The organism is Bacillus sp. WC2507 (genome assembly GCF_052656125.1).
The window spans coordinates 3,144,153-3,161,918 of sequence record NZ_JBQXPN010000001.1 but is presented as its reverse complement, the minus strand read 5'-3'; the positions used below and the strand labels follow the sequence as shown (position 1 = coordinate 3,161,918).

Annotated in this window: 18 protein-coding genes; 16 read left to right on the top strand and 2 right to left on the bottom strand. The window is 31.7% G+C overall.

The window, feature by feature from the left end; all coding sequences use genetic code 11:
* The first annotated feature begins 55 nt into the window (after positions 1-55).
* The 9 genes from ACUN28_RS16910 (at position 56) to ACUN28_RS16870 (ending at position 9,332) form a co-directional block, all read left to right on the top strand.
* On the top strand, positions 56-793 hold the full coding sequence (locus ACUN28_RS16910) for a hypothetical protein (protein WP_033660074.1): 738 nt from the start codon (positions 56-58) through the stop codon (positions 791-793).
* 90 nt (positions 794-883) lie between these two features.
* Positions 884-1,363 (top strand): SRPBCC family protein, encoded by a 480-nt coding sequence (locus tag ACUN28_RS16905; protein ID WP_016087776.1) that lies wholly within the window; start codon positions 884-886, stop codon positions 1,361-1,363.
* Between the two features lie 79 nt (positions 1,364-1,442).
* Complete coding sequence (locus tag ACUN28_RS16900; RefSeq protein ID WP_016136702.1) at positions 1,443-4,613, top strand: ATP-binding cassette domain-containing protein; 3,171 nt, start codon at positions 1,443-1,445, stop codon at positions 4,611-4,613.
* Positions 4,614-4,995: 382 nt separating this feature from the next.
* Positions 4,996-5,337 (top strand): PadR family transcriptional regulator, encoded by a 342-nt coding sequence (locus ACUN28_RS16895; protein ID WP_016087774.1) that lies wholly within the window; start codon positions 4,996-4,998, stop codon positions 5,335-5,337.
* Positions 5,334-5,864 (top strand): hypothetical protein, encoded by a 531-nt coding sequence (locus ACUN28_RS16890; protein WP_016087773.1) that lies wholly within the window; start codon positions 5,334-5,336, stop codon positions 5,862-5,864. Before ACUN28_RS16895 ends, ACUN28_RS16890 begins: the two co-directional genes overlap by 4 nt.
* The gene (locus tag ACUN28_RS16885) at positions 5,845-7,290 is read left to right on the top strand and encodes a serine hydrolase domain-containing protein (RefSeq protein ID WP_016087772.1); all 1,446 of its coding nucleotides are present in this window, start codon (positions 5,845-5,847) and stop codon (positions 7,288-7,290) included. The genes ACUN28_RS16890 and ACUN28_RS16885 overlap by 20 nt, the downstream gene beginning before the upstream one ends.
* Positions 7,291-7,411: 121 nt before the next feature.
* Positions 7,412-8,221: a MerR family transcriptional regulator gene (locus ACUN28_RS16880; RefSeq protein WP_016087771.1), complete on the top strand. Its 810-nt coding sequence runs from the start codon at positions 7,412-7,414 to the stop codon at positions 8,219-8,221.
* Entirely contained in the window at positions 8,178-8,705 is a 528-nt protein-coding gene (locus ACUN28_RS16875; RefSeq protein WP_369598497.1) for an HAD-IIIA family hydrolase, read from the top strand. Before ACUN28_RS16880 ends, ACUN28_RS16875 begins: the two co-directional genes overlap by 44 nt.
* 51 nt (positions 8,706-8,756) lie before the next feature.
* Positions 8,757-9,332: an NUDIX hydrolase gene (locus ACUN28_RS16870; protein WP_016087769.1), complete on the top strand. Its 576-nt coding sequence runs from the start codon at positions 8,757-8,759 to the stop codon at positions 9,330-9,332.
* Positions 9,333-9,374: 42 nt separating this feature from the next.
* Here ACUN28_RS16870 and ACUN28_RS16865 read toward each other — a convergent pair whose 3' ends face one another.
* Positions 9,375-10,091 (bottom strand): SDR family oxidoreductase, encoded by a 717-nt coding sequence (locus tag ACUN28_RS16865; RefSeq protein ID WP_016087768.1) that lies wholly within the window; start codon positions 10,089-10,091, stop codon positions 9,375-9,377.
* Between the two features lie 186 nt (positions 10,092-10,277).
* Here ACUN28_RS16865 and ACUN28_RS16860 point away from each other — a divergent pair, with 186 nt between their 5' ends.
* From ACUN28_RS16860 to ACUN28_RS16850, 3 genes are all read left to right on the top strand, one after another.
* On the top strand, positions 10,278-10,625 hold the full coding sequence (locus ACUN28_RS16860) for a winged helix-turn-helix transcriptional regulator (RefSeq protein WP_098405231.1): 348 nt from the start codon (positions 10,278-10,280) through the stop codon (positions 10,623-10,625).
* A 259-nt stretch (positions 10,626-10,884) separates the two neighbouring features.
* Complete coding sequence (locus ACUN28_RS16855; RefSeq protein ID WP_016087766.1) at positions 10,885-11,637, top strand: class I SAM-dependent methyltransferase; 753 nt, start codon at positions 10,885-10,887, stop codon at positions 11,635-11,637.
* Positions 11,638-11,884: 247 nt separating this feature from the next.
* A complete protein-coding gene (locus tag ACUN28_RS16850) occupies positions 11,885-12,685 on the top strand; it encodes a VOC family protein (protein ID WP_016087765.1) in 801 nt (266 codons plus the stop codon).
* Between the two features lie 38 nt (positions 12,686-12,723).
* Here the strand turns inward: ACUN28_RS16850 and ACUN28_RS16845 are convergent, their stop codons facing one another.
* A complete protein-coding gene (locus tag ACUN28_RS16845) occupies positions 12,724-13,131 on the bottom strand; it encodes a tautomerase family protein (RefSeq protein WP_016087764.1) in 408 nt (135 codons plus the stop codon).
* A 110-nt stretch (positions 13,132-13,241) separates the two neighbouring features.
* Here ACUN28_RS16845 and ACUN28_RS16840 point away from each other — a divergent pair, with 110 nt between their 5' ends.
* The 4 genes from ACUN28_RS16840 (at position 13,242) to ACUN28_RS16825 (ending at position 17,760) form a co-directional block, all read left to right on the top strand.
* Entirely contained in the window at positions 13,242-14,114 is an 873-nt protein-coding gene (locus tag ACUN28_RS16840) for a LysR family transcriptional regulator (RefSeq protein ID WP_033660075.1), read from the top strand.
* Positions 14,115-14,277: 163 nt separating this feature from the next.
* On the top strand, positions 14,278-15,030 hold the full coding sequence (locus tag ACUN28_RS16835) for an aminoglycoside phosphotransferase family protein (RefSeq protein WP_016087762.1): 753 nt from the start codon (positions 14,278-14,280) through the stop codon (positions 15,028-15,030).
* Positions 15,031-15,091: 61 nt separating this feature from the next.
* The gene (locus ACUN28_RS16830; protein ID WP_016087761.1) at positions 15,092-15,892 is read left to right on the top strand and encodes an ABC transporter ATP-binding protein; all 801 of its coding nucleotides are present in this window, start codon (positions 15,092-15,094) and stop codon (positions 15,890-15,892) included.
* On the top strand, positions 15,877-17,760 hold the full coding sequence (locus ACUN28_RS16825; protein WP_016087760.1) for a hypothetical protein: 1,884 nt from the start codon (positions 15,877-15,879) through the stop codon (positions 17,758-17,760). Before ACUN28_RS16830 ends, ACUN28_RS16825 begins: the two co-directional genes overlap by 16 nt.
* The last annotated feature ends 6 nt before the right edge of the window (positions 17,761-17,766 follow it).

The window sequence follows — 17,766 nt, the reverse complement described above, 5'->3', positions numbered from 1 at the left end:
AAATCGCAGAAAGTATTCTTTCTGCTTTTTATTTTGCAAAGGGGATGAATATACTATGCAACCTATAAAACAAGTGGCATTAACATGCATTACTCATGATCCAACAAGGAGCTTATTATCTACAATAAAAGAGCTAAAAGAGGAATTAATGAATTTAAATTATGATAAAAAATATATAACAATTAGTAATGTAACACCTAAAGAAATTGTAAAAGAACTAGAGGAATGTAAATTCCACATAAATATAGTAGAAACATCAGGGGTAGGGAACGCACGTAGGGATTGTTTGAAGTTTGTTAGTAACTATGATCATGATTACTATCACTATTGTGACTTTGATCGTTTGCTAACTTGGATGAAAGAATATCCAGCTGAGCTTAATTCGTTCATTCAGAATATAGTAGATGTAGATTACTTAATCATTGGCAGAACGGAGAAAGCTTTTCAGACACACCCTGAAGAATGGCAAGTTACAGAAACAGTATCAAATAAAATTATGTCATTACAATTAGGGAAACAAGTAGATATTACAGCTGGTTCATGTGGGCTTTCAAAACAAGCAGCTGATTACATAATAAAATATTCTAAATGCAGAATGACTGATGGGGAATGGCCGATGATTATAAAAAAATTTACAGATTTTAAAATCGGGTATATTGCAGTAGATGGTTTAAAATACGTCAATAGTCTTAATCGAGATAATATTATTGATCCAATAAAAGCATGGTCAACCAGATTAGAACTTTCATATATAATAAGTCAATCAATTTCGAATCTAACAAAAACTCCTTAAACTAAGTGGGGTGGAATAGAGATTTATTTTTTTAATGAAATCATGTAAAATAGAACGTATATTCGTTATTGGAAAGGGGGTTAATTAATAATGTTAGCTGTAATAGATAAACAAGATAATGGATACGTAGTACAATTTGATCGTCATTTTTCATATTCAATAGAAGAGGTTTGGTCTGTTTTAACAGAAAACAGTAAGCTAAAAAAATGGATGTCTAATTTACAGATTGAAAGCCTTAAAACAGGTGGAATTATAAAGTTCGACATGATGGACGGTTCATTCATAAACATTGATATTTTAGAGTATCAAGTAAACTCAGTACTTGAATTTACTTGGGATAAAGATCGAGTTCGATTTGAAATACATAAAGAGGAAAATGGTTCCCTTTTACTCCTTAAAGAATACATTCATGAATTAACTGATCATACACCGAAAGATATAGCAGGTTGGCATATTTGTTTAAATCTTTTTTCTTCCGTTCTAGAAGGAGAAGAAAAAGAGTTTTCTAAAGATGAATGGCAACAATGGTTTGAAATATATAAAGATAAGGTTCTTAAAGTAAGAAGATAATCACATTAAAGGTTATATTCATTATGTAATTATTACATTGTAAAAATGGTTTTTATGAAAAATAAGAATAGAGGTTAATATGAAAGTAAATCAATTAATTGCTAATAACATAAACAAATTAGATACAATCATTCCATTTAATAAATCGTTTGGAATCGCTGGTTTATCAGGATCAGGTAAAACAACTTTTTGTCAAACGATTGGTGAAGAATCAAAAAAACGATTAGTTTCTTTATTGCCAAAGGCTGAATATCAATATTTATTTCCTAACATTATGGAAACGAATTTTAGTGCTATTAAGATGGAAGATATGCCTTTAGTTCTTTTTCTAGGAAAATCATCGATTTCTTCCAACCCACGTTCAACGATAGGTACTCATACTGGTGTTTTCACAGAAGTACGTGAAAAACTTGCTGAAGTATTTCATCTTTCCCCTGAGGTTTTTTCATTTAATAATCAGTTAGGTTGGTGTACTGGTTGTAAAGGCCGAGGTACTACTAAAAATATTGAGTGTAAAAAATGTAAGGGAAAACGTTATAGCGAAGAAATCGAACAATATACTATAGATTTATTTGCTAAACCACATACAATTTCAAAGATTAATGATTTAAGTGTTGAGTCTATTCTTTCGTTAGCGGAAGAGCTAAATATTAGTGAAGCAAAGCAACATATACTGCAAAATATAATTAATATGAACATTGGTTATTTAACATTAAATCGCATTATGGGTACGTTGTCAGGTGGAGAGTTAACACGACTTTATTTGGCTGAATTTATGGCAGTAAGTGAAAATGCTATAATTATTATTGATGAGATTTCAGTTGGACTTGATCATGAAACATTATTACAAATATTAGAAGAGATCAAGCAATTAGGTTGTAAAAATCAAATTTGGCTTATAGATCATTCAGATACAGTACTGGATACAACAGATGAGCAATTGTTCTTTGGACCTGGTAGCGGAAAATATGGTGGACAAATTGTGAAAGAATCACCAAGACCAAAACCAATACTGTGGGATCTAAATAAAGAAATACCAACAGAATATTATACATTCCAAGAATTATATTGCCGTAATATCCAAATGGTGGAGTTTCAGATTCCTAAAAATAGGCTTGTAACAGTTACAGGAGAATCTGGATGCGGGAAATCTACACTTGTTAACGAATGTTTAGCTACAGATTTCTTGAAGCAGTATCCAAAAGATAAATTAGTTATGGTAGGACAAGATCGAAATCAATCGATTACAAGTCGATCAACTGTAGCCACTTTCCTAGATATTAAAAAGAAATTAACAAAGTATAGTGAAGAAATTGATGATATTTTTGAGCGTTCGATTGAGGATATTATAGGTGAACTTCCAAATGAAGATATTGCGTATAAACGCTTGAGCCTACTAATTAAATTAGGACTTGGCTATTTAACGTTAGAACGAAAAACACAAACATTATCAACGGGTGAGTTTCAATGTGTTCATTTAGTTTCGGAGTTATTCGCAAACACAAGAAATCCACATACGTTATTTATTTTTGATGAACCTTCAAAGGGGTTATCACAAAATATTTTAAATCAATTTATAGATAGTGTTAGAGGGATATTGCGAGATGAATCAGTCTCTATCATCATGATTGAACATAATAGGTACATGTTAGAAAGCTCTGATTATATTGTAGATTTCGGGAAAAGACAGCTTGAATCTATAAAGCATCTTGATGTACTAAGTCATGAAGATTATTATCGTCAAAAAAGCAGTGTAAATCATGCTGAGCGAATACATATTTCTTCAGCACTTAAGCATAAAGAAGGCGTTCACTATTTAGAAGAAAATCATATTAACTATTTTAAAAATGCCGAAAACGTTTTTAAGGGTGGTATTTTAAAAAGTTTATCATCAATGGCTCGTTTAATTTATGGTGAATATGAATCTGATACAATTGCTCCTGTTGTTGCTATTGATCTTGAAAGACATTTATATAGTCAGTACAGTTTCTTATATGAGATTGGTGGACTAATTAATCATATTGTAGCTGCTCATCCAACTAATAAAGATACGAGAAGTTTTGATTTCTATTCGCAGGACAATCATTGTCCATCTTGTTCCGGACGTCTTCAAATTGAAGTTTTTGATAAAGAAATTATAATTCAAAATAAAAATGTTCCATTTTGGGACGGTTTATTCGAGCCGGAAATCATGAAAGTATTAAAATTTTATCAATATGAAAAAATAGAATTTCTATTCGAAGAAATTAAAAATGAGCTTGGTCACGATTTGTCAAAGAGCTATAATAATATGTCAGCAGAAGAAAAGCATACGTTTTGGTACGGATATTTTGAAAAATCATTTTATGATAAAAAAGGAAAGACACGTAGAACCTGGGTAGGATTTAATACGATTATTGGTGGATATATTGTTATTTCAAAAGCAGCTATTAAAGAAGAAATTAAGACTTCTAAAGAAATGATGACATGCCCAATTTGTGAAGGGACGGCTTTAAATCATCATAAACCACTTAAATTTGGTAACTCAGATATTCGTGAAATTATCAATCAACCAGTTGATGAAGTGTTGAAAATAGTCGGTGATTTACCTGCACTTCATAAATTGAAGTCTATAGTTGGTGGCGATATGAGATTGACAGAAGATGTTTCTTTACTGCCAAGAAAAGCACAAGTTGCACTAAAAATGTTTGAGTTAGATCAGGCAAGCTTTTCAAACTATGAAATGGTGTTACAAAATGTCTTACCATTTTGGGATGAAATAAAAGGAAATATCGAATCTATTAGTGTTAATAATCAAGTAACTGTTTGTGATTTCCCTAATGTTTATGAAACGAGAGAAAACATTATAGATCAGTATTTCACAAATGGTAAATATAAAAAACTTACGTATGTATACGAAGCATTTGGATATAAAAAGTTAGTTACCCAAATTAATAAAATTAAAAAAAGTAATCCATGTCCATTCTGTAAAGGAAAGAAAGTTATTACTGAAGATAATTTACATGATGGCGTCTTTAAACTAACAATTCCATGTGTAACTTGTAATGCAAGTGGTATCAATGATGAAGGGCTTAAAGAAATTGTTGAAGGTGTAGATGTGCAAACATGGTTAACTGGGAAAGTTATTGATATTGTGGATGAGAGCTTATTAACAGAAGCTGTTGCGCAAATACCAATTTTTAATCGCGTTCGCGAATTGGATAAACGAGATATGATGGCGGTTTATGAGTGTCTTGAACGTAATCAGTAAAGTTTTACTAGATTTTGTGTTATTAACATAATTTATATTCTTTATAATGTATATATTAACGCAGTATGATTAATACAAGGTAATGAAAAAAGATCCAATTTCTTAATTTCAAAATTAAGAAATTGGATCTTTTAGTATTTTTATGTCCACATACGGAATTTTTTGTTAAGGAAAAAAGTAAGGGAGGAGAGGTGAGAAATTAAAAGGGATGAACGTTTGATATATTATGTAGTTATTATATTATAAAAGTAATAATTAAGGGTGAAAACAGTTCATAAGTGAGATTGTTTGTTTATTAATCATTTCTTTTTATTGTCTGATTTTTTAAATTTAACAGAAATATATACTTGAATGAAGTATATATTTCTGTTAAATTTATCCTATGGATAGAACGAGTTTAATTAAAGGTCATTTAGAAATGTGTGTATTATCTATTTTGTCGAAAAAGAAAAGTTATGGTTATGAGATTATGAAAGAGCTAGAAGTACACAATTTAAAGTTGAAAGGAGTAGGAAGTATTTATCCAATTCTAACTAAGTTGAAAAATCAAGAGTGGGTTAATACTTATCAAGAAGTAACAGACAGTGGTAAAGTTAGGATTTATTATGAAATTAATGAAAATGGGAAAATACGTCTTGAGAAGAAAATTAATGAGTGGTTAGAATTGCAATCAGATATTCAAACATTATTAAAAAGCGGTTTGAAAGGAGATCTTCTGAAATGAGGAATAAATTGATAGGTAAAGAAAAGCAATTTTTAACAGACGTACTTAAGGAATTAAAGCAATACGATATTAGTTTAGAAGAGAGGGAAAATATTAAGCGACAAATAGTAGAACATATTCAAGAATGTCGTGAACATGGTGAAGATAGTATAGATGATTTAGGTACACCTCAATTATTTGTTCAAGATTTTTTAGAAATAAATGAAATTGATTTGCAAGTTAAAATGAAACAACTTCAAAATGAAAAAGGAAAATCTAACACACTTATCTTACGTGGCATATTCATCGCAATTATTACTTACCTCGTCTCGCAAACTATATTTACAATATTTTTAACTGAATCATTTAATCCAACTAATAGTAAAAATACATTTAATTATAATATTTTATATCGTATATCAGAGAATCAATGGTGGAACGTATTATTAATAATGATTAGTTTGACGCTCTCTGTAGTGGTATTTATTAGCTTAGTAAGTTATAAAAAAAGAAAGTATCTAAAGTATAATGAAGAATACGATCTATAAACTGTCTCTAATTTGTATTCTTTGTAATGTATTGATAGTATGTATCACACTTCCCAAAGTTTACGCTCAGCAAAATATTAAAGTTACATTAGATAAGTATATTGAAAAGTTTATAAAGGAGCAGAATATTCCGGGAGCTTCAGTTGCAATTGTACATAATAAAGATGTATTCTTCACAAAAACGATGGGGATTACTGGAGAATCTGAAAAAAAGGTAACTAGTAAAACGCCATTTGCAATCGGCTCAATAAGTAAATCTTTAACAGCTTTAGCTATAGTGAAATTAATAGAAGATAAAAAAATAAAATTAGAGGATCCAGTTCAACGATATCTCCCCTGGTTTAAACTAAAAGATTCTCAAATATCCTCAACTATAACAATCCAACATCTACTAACTCATACAAGCGGAATAAGTACATATGAGGGCTTAGCATTATCAGATAAGCAATCCAAAAGTTCTAGAGCATTAAAAGAAAATGTAATGAAGCTTTCAAATGTAAAAGTAACTGCTCCACCAGGTGAAAAATATCAATATAGTAATACGAATTATATTGTGTTAGGTACACTTATTGAGGAAGTCACAAATGAAACATATTCATCATATATGGAAAAGTATATTTTTCAGCCATTAAATATGAATGGCGCGGCAGCAAGTAAAGAAACTGCATATGAAAAAGGTTATTTAACAGGTTATCAGTCTTGGTTTGGTTTTCCAAGAAAAAGTGTAGTCTCCTATGATAATGCCGGAGCACCGTATGGCTATATTACTGCAAATTTAGAAGATATGATTCAATATATTATGTTTTTGAATCATCCAGGGGATGCACAATTATTAAGGAAAGAAAACATGGATCTTTATCTATCACCACTTTATAAGATAAATCCAGAAAAAAGTTATGGTTTTGGATTAAGGACAACAAATATAAATGAAAGTGAAAAGATGATTTGGCATTCAGGATCAACGCCCGATGCTCGTGCAGAAATATTTACTTTAAATAAAAGTGGCTGGGGTGGTGTAATTCTAACGAATAAAAATCATGTATTAGAAGAAACCGCACTATCAGTATTGAAAAAGGGGATTATTAGTATTTTGAATGGAGAAGAACCGGTTGATATTCCTAAAAACATACCATTAACACAAATTGTTTTGTTGATAGTTACACTGATACTTTTCATAATATCACTTATGTTAATTAAAAAGTATAAACATATGAAAACTGTAAAAAAGCTAATTTGGTTATTTACAGGGAGTCTATCCCTACTATTATCTATTATGTTCATCCCACTACTTACTTATAGTACAAGTTCACCTTGGCGTACGATTAAAATATTTGCGCCAGACGTAGCTTTATTTACAAGTATTATTGTAACTTTATTTGCTGTGAACGGACTAATTTCAATTTTTATAGCCTTAAGAAGGAAGTAAGTATAAGGGGAAAGAATTAAAGAAATATAATTTAAGTGTTATAAACAGTTGACTCTCACACAATGTCATTGTTTAAGATGAAGTTGAGCTTCGAAGTGGATGTAATCTTTAGGAGGAAAACATGTTTAAAATAGGGGATTTTTCAAAACTATCGTCCATTAGTATACGTATGTTGAGACACTACGATAAAGTAGAATTATTGCAGCCAGTAAAAGTTGATGAGCAGAGTGGGTACAGATACTATTCAGCAGCCCAATTAAAGAAAATAAATCAAATTCAAACGTTAAAAGCTATGGGATTTAATATCGCTACCATTAAAGAAATAATAGAATGCGATAATATAGATGGTATTAAGGAACAATTTTTATATCGTAGTGCTCAAATTAAAGAAGACATGGATAACCTACAAAAACAATTACGTCTCCTCGAAAACTCAATGAAAACGATGAGAGAGGATGTTGTTGAGATGAACTATCATGTTTCAATAAAGGAAATTCCAGAAAGAAATGTAGCTAGTGTTAGAAAGGTAATTCCATTTTATAATGCTGAAGGAGACTTATGGGGTATGTTAATGCAAGAAATACAAATGAAAAGTATTAGTATTGCCCATCCGAGTTATAGTATTGCGGTTTTCCATGATCGTGAATACAAAGAAAATGATGTAGATGTAGAAATACAGCTAAGCATCCTAGGTAAGTATAAAAATACAAAAGACGTTACATTTAAAAATGTTGAATCAACTAATGTAGCTTCTATAACGGTTAATGGAAGTTATGAACAGATGACAGCTGTAAATGAGGCTGCAGCAAAATGGATTGAAACGGAAGGTTACGAATTAGCAGGCCCGATGTTTAATATTTATCATGTGAGCCCAGCGATGGAAGCGGATCCTAGTAAGTGGGTTACAGAAGTTTGTTATCCAATTAAATAAGGATAAAGAAAAAAGGCATTATGTATATGCCTTTTTTCTTTGGTTAAATAAATTAGGATTAATGGTGTTTTTATATATAAACCAAACTAAAATTGGACGGGGATATTTTACCGAAAAAGAACTGCTTAAAGGATTTCAAAAGATGCAACAGATATTAAAAGATGAGGATGTATATATAGACGGGATGTACTATTGTCCACATAATAGTAGTTGCGACTGCCAAAAACCGAATATAGGTTTACTTTTAAAAGCAACGGAAGAACATGATTTGTGCTTAAAAGATTGTTTTCTTATTGGAGATACAGGGAGTACGGATATGATTGCAGCTAAAAGGGCGAATATAAAAAAGATTTTGGTACGAACAGGATGGGATGAAAGTTCATTAACAAAGTATAGAAATTTGTGGATAGAAACGGCGCCTGATTATATAGCGGAAAATTTACTTGATGCTGTGTGTTGGATTGACGAGTATTTAAGAACATAATAAAATTATAGTAAACTATTTTGCGAGAAAGTTGATTTAGGAGGGGAAATATTGATACATATAGATAAAAATGTACGAACATCTGGTGCATATGTAATATACGAGAACTTATTTGTTTTCCAAGTTGGGCCAACGAGTAGAGGAGATACATTAGGTGTAGTAAGGCTCGGCGGACATAAAGAAGATGAAGAAACAGCAGTAGAAACTGCTAAAAGAGAAGTGAGAGAAGAAGCTACTATCGATATTACTATTTTGAGTTCACCAAGTACATATTATAAAGAGAACTGGAATGCGCAATCAAAGAAAATAAAGGTAGCAAATGAAATCAATCCAATATTAATTATTGATAGTCCAGATGAAACTTTATCTATTATGTATATAGCGCATTCAGAAAATAAGCCAAATCCATCTTCTGAAACGAATGGACTTCTATTACTTTCTTTAAGTGATATTAGGCTAATTTGTAGTAAGGAAATAACACTAAAAGATTATATTAAGCAAGGTGGAATAGCTATATTGAAAGAAAAAATGGATATAGACTTAATCTTACAACCTTATCCGCAACTTATGTTTTTAGCAGGACTTTTAAAAGAGGATCCTGTATTACTTCAACAGTTTCTAAATTAGCAACAAAAGCCACCTTAATAAGGGGCTTTTGTTTTAAATAATTTAATGGTAGGTGTATCCTCCATCAGGAAACAATACATTGCCTGTAGTAAAACTATTTTGCATTAAATATAGAACAGTATGTGCAATTTCATCAATATGACCAGGTCTCTTTACAAGAGAAAGAGATTTATAAGCTTCATAAGCAGCTAGTCTATTTTCGTTTTGTTCATTTTCCCTCCGTATCGTTCCAGGGGAAACAACATTAACTCTTATAGGAGCTATTTCAACAGCTAAAGCTTTCCCTAAACTTTCAATAGCCCCATTACAAGCTCCATAAGCAGGTGCCCCTTTAAGCGGTCTTTGACTAAATGCACCGGACATTAATACGATAGATCCGGAGTCTGAAAGAAATGGAATTGCATATTTTACGGCATAATATTGTGGCCAAAACTTGCCGATAAAGCTGCTTTCAGCAATATCATCCGTAGCAGTAATTGGTCCAAGGGTATAAGAGGCTCCTGGGGTGAACAAATGATCAAAATTTCCAAGCTTTTTGAAAAAATCTTCTAATTGGTTTTTATCCTGATTATCCAATACATAAGTTTGAAGATGGTTGTTACTTATTATTTCTTGAGCAATCCTTAGTTTTTCTTTCGAACGCCCTGCAATAATAACATGTGCTCCTTGTTCGATTGCTTGTTTTGCTGTTGCAAATCCAATACCAGAACTCCCACCAATGATAACGATACGGCTACCTTTTAATGTAGTTATAGACATATTTAAGCCCCTTCCTTAATAAAAACTTTAAAATAAAACTGTTATGCCTTTATTATTCGCTAAAAGATTGTAAGTGAAAAGTACGCACTTTATATGTACATGGTCACAAATTTCGTACTAATCGCTATTTATGCGGATAAGTAATATGAAAAATTGCTAAATATGGTTTATGATATCTGAGGAGAGGTGAAAAAAATGAATTTACAAGAACCGAAGTTAAAAGGGGTAATAGCAACATTACAAATAATCGGTGGAAAATGGAAGCCACTCATTTTATTTATTTTGCTAACAGATGGAACAAAACGATTTGGTGAATTAAAGCGATTAATACCAGACATATCTCAAGGAACATTAGCGAAGCAACTTAGGGAATTAGAGCAAGATCAACTAATAGAACGAGAAATTTATCAAGAAATACCACCTAAAGTGGAGTATAGCTTAACTGAGCATGGAAAAACGGTAAGTTTTGTTTTGGATAGTATGTGTGGTTGGGGAAGGAAACATTTAGAATATATAAATAGAGATAAACTATAAATTTATTATGTAAACAAAAGTGTGGAAAGCTACTATTTTGATAATCTATATTTTATAATAAAATGATGTTATCGTACATAAAGTATTAATTGCAGCAGGATAGATGAAAACGTGTATTGCTCGAGGTAAGTACTTGTTCGGGACTGAAAAATGTGTACCAGATATAAAAAGGGATTTACAAAAATATAAATTATGAGTCTATTTCGGGGATCATCATGATTAAACATTTCATGTATAGTAACAAGGGGGAAATAATAAGATGAACGAATTAGAGTACAAAAACTTTTATGATAAAGTAGGAAGATTAAATGGATGGGATTTTAGTAAGGTAAAATGTGAAACTGTAGGAGATACATGGGACTTTTATGGAGAAGTGAAAAAAAGATGTAAACCATCAGACACTCTACTTGATGTTGGTACAGGTGGAGGAGAGAATGTGCTTAACATAGCACCTTCAGCTAAATTCTTAATTGGAATTGATAATTCTAATGGGATGATTGAAACGGCACATTCCAATTTGAAAATATCAGGTGTACAAAACGTTGAGTTTTTTCAAATGGATTCTGAAGCGTTAACGTTTCCGCATGCCCATTTTGATATCGCTTCTAGTTGTCATGCTCCGTATAAATCATCTGAGTTAGCAAAAGTAATGAAAAAGGGTGCTTTTTTCTTAACGCAACAAGTTTGCGAACATGATAAATTGAATCTTAAAGAAGCATTTGGAAGAGGACAATGCTTAGGTGAAAGAGATGGCACATTAAAGGAAAAGTATATGAGTGAACTTATTAGTGCAGGATTTGAACTCGTGCAAGTACGTGAATATGATGTTACTGATTATTACAGTACGCCTGAAGATCTTATTTTCTTATTAAAACATACGCCTATTATTCCTAATTTTGGAGAAGAGGAAGAGGATTTTATTATTTTGCAAAAGTTCATTAAAGCTAATAGTTCTGAAAAAGGTATTCGTACGAATTCAAAACGGTTTATGATAATTGCTGTTAAATTATAACGTATTATAGCGTAAAAACTGCTTTTCTTGTATAGAAAGGCAGTTTTTTGTGTGAAAAAGAATGCAAGGAAAACATAAAAATGTACCCTTATTGATGGTAGATATCAAACAAAAAGACTTTTGGGGCTAGCATATTCATACTAAAGTTGTAGTTTTTATATAAAAAATCAATCCTTCCGTTTGATTTTATCTATTTATAAATGTAATACAATACGAATAGATAATAAGAAATTAGGGGGAATGTAACGTGATTACACATATTTCAGATATAAAACTACAAACGGTTTCTATAGAAGGGGTAAAACAAGTTTATAGGGACATATTATCTTTTCCAATAAAAAAAGAAACAGCATCGCTTATTCAATTTGAAGTAACACCTTATACAACAATTAGCTTCCAAGAAGTGTATGAACCAATTGCACCTGCGCACTTTGCTTTTGAGATCCCATATTCAAAATTTCATGAAACAGCAAAATGGCTTGAAAAGTCTGGAATACTTATTGTGAAATGGAAAGATGGAAATACAATTGGTGAGGAGAACGGTTTATTTAATTTATATTTCAAAGACGGTGATGGAAATCTTCTTGAAATTATCACACATAGTTATGTTAAAGAAGATGTATTAGTACCGCAGTCACCTTTAAACATTTTATATGTAAGGGAAATCGGTCTTCCCGTTAAAAGTGTACCTGTTTTTACGGAATGGTTAAAATCAAATCTAGATATGAGAACGATGGAGGATGGGGATATTTTCAACTTTGTAGTTGGCGGCACTGCATATATCGTCGCGACATGGTGGCAGCGACCTTGGATTCCAATTGCGATGAAAGCTTTACAACCGAAAGTACATGTTTCTTTCGGAACACCGGATCAAGATTTTTTATACCGAATCCAAAATAACTTTAAGGAAAATAGTGTTCCATTTGAATGGAAAGGTAATGAAGTATCATTTATTCAACAGGGATATGCATTTACTGTCTCGCATACACCAGAGTTGCATTCCGATATTCCTAAGAAATTAAACTTACCCCTTTCTATATCATTATAGAGAGGGGTAAGTTTAATTTTGTTTTCAGGAATTAAAAACTAATTATTATTTTGATTTAACATTTGAGCTATTCCTTGACCAAATGACCAATTCTCTATAGGTGTCTCGTGTAGTGTAATGAAAACATCAGCAGTAGAGATTTGTAAAATATTAGCTGTACTAGTAGCTATAGCTTTATATAAATTCTTTTTTTGATTAATTGTTCTTCCTGGTCCACACGTAATAGAAATATAAATCATATTGTTGGATCGTTTTATTGAACTTTCTAAAAGATAAGATGAATCATAAAAAAGTTGATGAGAAGGATAAGGTAAAAACATTTGAAAATAATCATTTTCGGGAACATTGAAATGTTCAATTAACGAATGGTGAATTTGATTACTTACATTTTTTAACAAAATGTTATCGGATAATTTTTCAGGATGATAAACAGTGACAAATGGCATAATAGTACACTCCTTTTCTTTTGATTTCATTTTACTTCCAACACTGCCATTTGTATAATTGAAAATATATTGAATAACTATCAATAAAACCGATGAAGATGGTGTTTGAAATGGAAATGAAAGAATTACTTACATTTAAAAAAATTATTGAAGAAGGAACGTTTTCACAAGCTGCTAAACAATTAAACTATGCACAATCAACAGTTACAGCACATATAAAAAAGTTGGAAAATGAAATTGGTTTTCTTTTGTTTGAAAGAGGATGGGATGCAAGATTAACAGAAGAAGGAAAACTTTTTGCAGAAGAAGTAGAAAATTTATTAACTCATTGGGAATATTCCATTTCTCAAGCTCAACGAATTAGTAATGAAGAAAAAGGGAGTTTGAGAATAGGTCTATTAGAATCTGTTGCTAAAAGATTAATACCGATAATATTAAAGTTTTTAAGTGCTGAAAAACCATATATACATTGTGATTTTGTAGTGGGAAATACAGCGCTTTTATCAGAAATGATAGAACATAATAAGATTGATTTTGCGGTGTGCGGAAATAATGAAAATAAATCAAATGTAAAATTCACTCCAATATGTGATGAACAGATTGAATTTATAGTGAACAATCCGGAGCATCCCTTGTTACAAAAAGAATTTGTTGAAGCATGTGATATTATAGATTATCCCGTTATTGTAGGTGAAAGTAATTGTTATTCCTATCAATCTGTAAGTTCTTTCTTGTTGGAAAATAATTTATCTTTTAAAAGAATTTACAATTGTAGTGCATTAAACCTCATTCCACAAATGCTTTTTGGAAATGCAATAGGAATTATTCCAAAAGGTACAATTTTGAATGAAGAAATACTATCTTTTAAGATTAAGAATTTTAATTCTAAAATTCCAATTGGTATACTCTTTTCTACTAAAAATAAAAATTATTTAAGTCAAACGAAACAAAAAATTATCAACATCATTAAAGTCGCCCTATAATTATGCTGAAAAAATTATAGGGCTGTTTTCAATACGTATTTTTCTTTTGGCATTTCAGAGATTTTTGTAATGATAGGATTTATGTGAGTAGAAGGATTTCCTAACATTGCAGTGAATTTAAAATAAGGGTGTAGAATACTATATGATTTAAGGAGGGTGAAACTTGAACTTAGGTGAGCCAATTGCTAAAGGAAATACAGCGGAAATTTATCTGTATGATAATAAGATTGTGAAGTTATTTAAAGAATATCTTCTAGGTACAGAGTCTATGAATGAAGCAAAAAAACAAAAATATGCTTATTCATGCGGGTTGCCAGTTCCAAACGTATTTGAAGTGACAAAGATACACGATAGACAGGCAATTATTATGGAATACGTAAAAGGGGACAGTGTTGGTGATCTTCTACTTAATAATCTAAATGAAGCAGATCATTACATAGATATTTGTGTTAAAGAACAAAAAAAGATTCATGCTATATGTGTGAATACCGATGATATGGAATCAATGAGAGAAAAGTTAGAACGACAAATTAAATCTGTACATAAATTGGATGAAAAACAAAAGGAAAATATATTAAATAAGTTAGATGCAATTAAATTTGAACATAGATTATGTCATGGTGATCTCCATCCATTTAATCTAATTCTCAGTAATGGTAATGTGAAAATTATAGATTGGGTAGATGCTACTTCAGGTGATATTCGTGCAGATGTATTTCGTACATATTTATTGTATGCTCAAGCTTCCGTAGAATTAGCTGAAATGTATTTACATATATATTGCAGAAATACGGGCTTATCAAGAGATGAGATCTTTCAATGGGCTCCTATTATTATTGCAGCTAGGTTAACTGAAAAGGTGTCAGCTAATAACAATGAATTACTAAATAAATTAATGATTCAGTATTGTAATTAAATGAGTAAAATTATTGGATTTTGCTTACAAAGAATATAGTAGTAAAAAAGGAGTCCATTTTATGAAAACTGATGAACCAATTTCATTGAATACCGAATTTGAGAAATCTACTCCTGCGCTACAACTTTCGAAATTACATAAGCGGTTCGGTGAATTTATTGCAGTCAATCATATTGATTTAACTATTCCAAGGGGATCTTTTTATGGAGTTGTTGGTCCTAATGGAGCAGGAAAAACTACATCTTTATCGATGGCTGTTGGTTTGTTACGACCAGATGGCGGGAACGCTAAAGTTTTTGGGATTGATGTTTGGGGTAATCCAAAACAAGCTAAAGCACTGATTGGGGTATTACCAGATGGGTTAGCTTTACCGGAAAGACTTACCGGTCGTGAATTATTAACATATATGGGATTGTTAAGAGGAATGAATGCCAAGGAAGTTGCTCAGCGGACAGAAGAATTACTTACAATATTAGAGTTAAATAATACTGAGGGGACTTTAGTTATTAATTATTCTACTGGTATGCGCAAGAAAATTGGCCTTGCACTTGCACTTCTTCATGCGCCTAAATTACTCGTTCTCGATGAACCGTTTGAGGCGGTAGATCCCATTTCTGCAGCTACTATTAAAAAGATTTTACAGAAATTTGTGAGTTCGGGCGGTACTGTAGTATTTTCAAGTCACGTCATGGTGTTAGTTGAACAACTTTGTGACTATGTTGCAATTATTTCGAAAGGGGGAGTACTTTCGTCTGGAAAGATGGAAGATATTTGTGGTGAAGAAAAACTAGAGGATATTTTCATTCGATTAGTAGGAAAGCCCGCCGTTAAAGGAGGGGAATTGTCTTGGTTAGTGTTTTAATTCAAATGAAGTTATCAATACTTAAACATTCAATGAATGGTGGCAGGAAAGTTCTATTTATTATGGCAGGATTAGTAGGTTTATTGCTAGCAATTGGAACCATTATCCTTTTTTCCTTTTATCCTACGGAACAAGCGATATCAAAAAACATTCTATATGTAACGTTCACAATTTGGACAGTAGGATGGATTTTAGGTCCGATACTTAGTGGGGGAGATGGAATATTACGTACAGAATATTTTGTATTGCTTCCACTTAATCCTTATAAATTAGCTAGAACGCTTCTCGTTGTATCTTTTATAGGATTAGGACCCATAGTTAGTTTTATCGCTTTCATAGGATTATTAATTTACGCAGCCAGAATTAGCTTATATGCAAGTATAGTTGCAGTTCCAGCAATTATTTTACAGTTAATTTTTGTGGTGTTGTTATCGAAAGTTATAATTAGTCTTATGGGTGAAGCGATGAGATCAAGAGCCGGTATGGAAATAGGAGCGATGTTTATAGGTCTTATCATTGCATTATTAAATGTGGGTTGGTATGCACTTCCAGTAATCAATAGAATAATATTTCATGATACCGCGATACTTTACATGATTCCATCTAGTTGGACAATACTTGCTGTAGAATATGCAAGTCAATCTAATTGGTTATTAGTTTTTGTATTCTTAAGTGCGATAACAATATTTTGTTGGTTTCTTTTATTTATATGGACTACATTATTGACTAGAAGTACAGTGAAAAATTCTAAAGAAGTTCATGGGAAGATTACTAACAAGCATTATAAAAAAGTTGTTAAAATCTTTTTTGAAAATAAAATAGGAGCAATCATAACAAAGGAGCTAAAAAGTTGGGGGAATGATCCACAACGAGGTCGATTCTTACGGATGGGCATATGGATAGGCGTATTTTATGGAATTATAGTTACAATTGCTGATATACCATACTTAATACCCTGGGCAGGGGTAATTATGATTGTATTTACAAGTATGTTCGCTTGTAATTTATATGGTTTCGATGGAAGTGCATTATGGTTAACATTGCTGACACCTGGCGCAGAAAGGATTGACGTGCGTGGTCGTCAATTAGCTTGGTTGATAGCTATTGGTCCTGTAGCAATTTTAACTACAATAATTTTCACTTTTACTAGCGGACTTACTTTCGTTTACCCATGGGTATTTGCAGTAGTCCCAGCTTTACTTGGTGGGGCAGTCGGCCTTATTGTCTTATTTTCTGTAGTGAATTTAATTCCAATTACTGATCCACATCGTCGTGGAAGAGGAACGATAATATCTGGTGACGATATGAATGCGAGTAAAATGTTTATAACCACGTGGCTCATGCTGCTGATGGTGCTAGTAACTACGATACCCGCTTTACTAGTTGTATGGTTAGGGACATCATTACATATACAATTCATACAATGGTTAGGTGTACCGACTGGAGTTTGTACGGGAGTGTTTTTAGCATGGCTATTTGGGCACATCGCTTACACAAAACTTGAAAGAAATGGCCCTGAGTTGCTATTTGAAATGAAAAGTGGGATAAAAATTGACAGTGATAATCACAAAAAGAAATTTCGCAATAAAGCAAGTGAATTACCGAAGAACAAACTTGCTATTGTTGTTCTTCTTGTGTTTATGGGAATCTTTTTCTTAGTTCACCAAAGTATAGTGCCGATTGTCCTTGAAATGTTTGATGTGGATGAAAGAGTCCGTCTTTTCTTTCTTCCGCGCTATCTTCCTCATATTGCTCGTATTCCTGTAAGTATTATTTTCGCTGTAATAGGTATTACGTTTTTGTATAAAGCAATATTAATTAAGAAACAGCACGTAAAAGAATCACAACTAATAAAAGATGATATGTAAAATATT

Coding starts and splice junctions, on each gene's coding strand:
- ACUN28_RS16885 (WP_016087772.1), top strand. CDS start 5,845: ATGAAGAATACGATCTATAAACTGTCTCTAATTTGTATTCTTTGTAAT.
- ACUN28_RS16890 (WP_016087773.1), top strand. CDS start 5,334: ATGAGGAATAAATTGATAGGTAAAGAAAAGCAATTTTTAACAGACGTA.
- ACUN28_RS16895 (WP_016087774.1), top strand. CDS start 4,996: ATGGATAGAACGAGTTTAATTAAAGGTCATTTAGAAATGTGTGTATTA.
- ACUN28_RS16900 (WP_016136702.1), top strand. CDS start 1,443: ATGAAAGTAAATCAATTAATTGCTAATAACATAAACAAATTAGATACA.
- ACUN28_RS16830 (WP_016087761.1), top strand. CDS start 15,092: ATGAAAACTGATGAACCAATTTCATTGAATACCGAATTTGAGAAATCT.
- ACUN28_RS16880 (WP_016087771.1), top strand. CDS start 7,412: ATGTTTAAAATAGGGGATTTTTCAAAACTATCGTCCATTAGTATACGT.
- ACUN28_RS16865 (WP_016087768.1), bottom strand. CDS start 10,091: ATGTCTATAACTACATTAAAAGGTAGCCGTATCGTTATCATTGGTGGG.
- ACUN28_RS16840 (WP_033660075.1), top strand. CDS start 13,242: ATGGAAATGAAAGAATTACTTACATTTAAAAAAATTATTGAAGAAGGA.
- ACUN28_RS16905 (WP_016087776.1), top strand. CDS start 884: ATGTTAGCTGTAATAGATAAACAAGATAATGGATACGTAGTACAATTT.
- ACUN28_RS16845 (WP_016087764.1), bottom strand. CDS start 13,131: ATGCCATTTGTCACTGTTTATCATCCTGAAAAATTATCCGATAACATT.
- ACUN28_RS16910 (WP_033660074.1), top strand. CDS start 56: ATGCAACCTATAAAACAAGTGGCATTAACATGCATTACTCATGATCCA.
- ACUN28_RS16855 (WP_016087766.1), top strand. CDS start 10,885: ATGAACGAATTAGAGTACAAAAACTTTTATGATAAAGTAGGAAGATTA.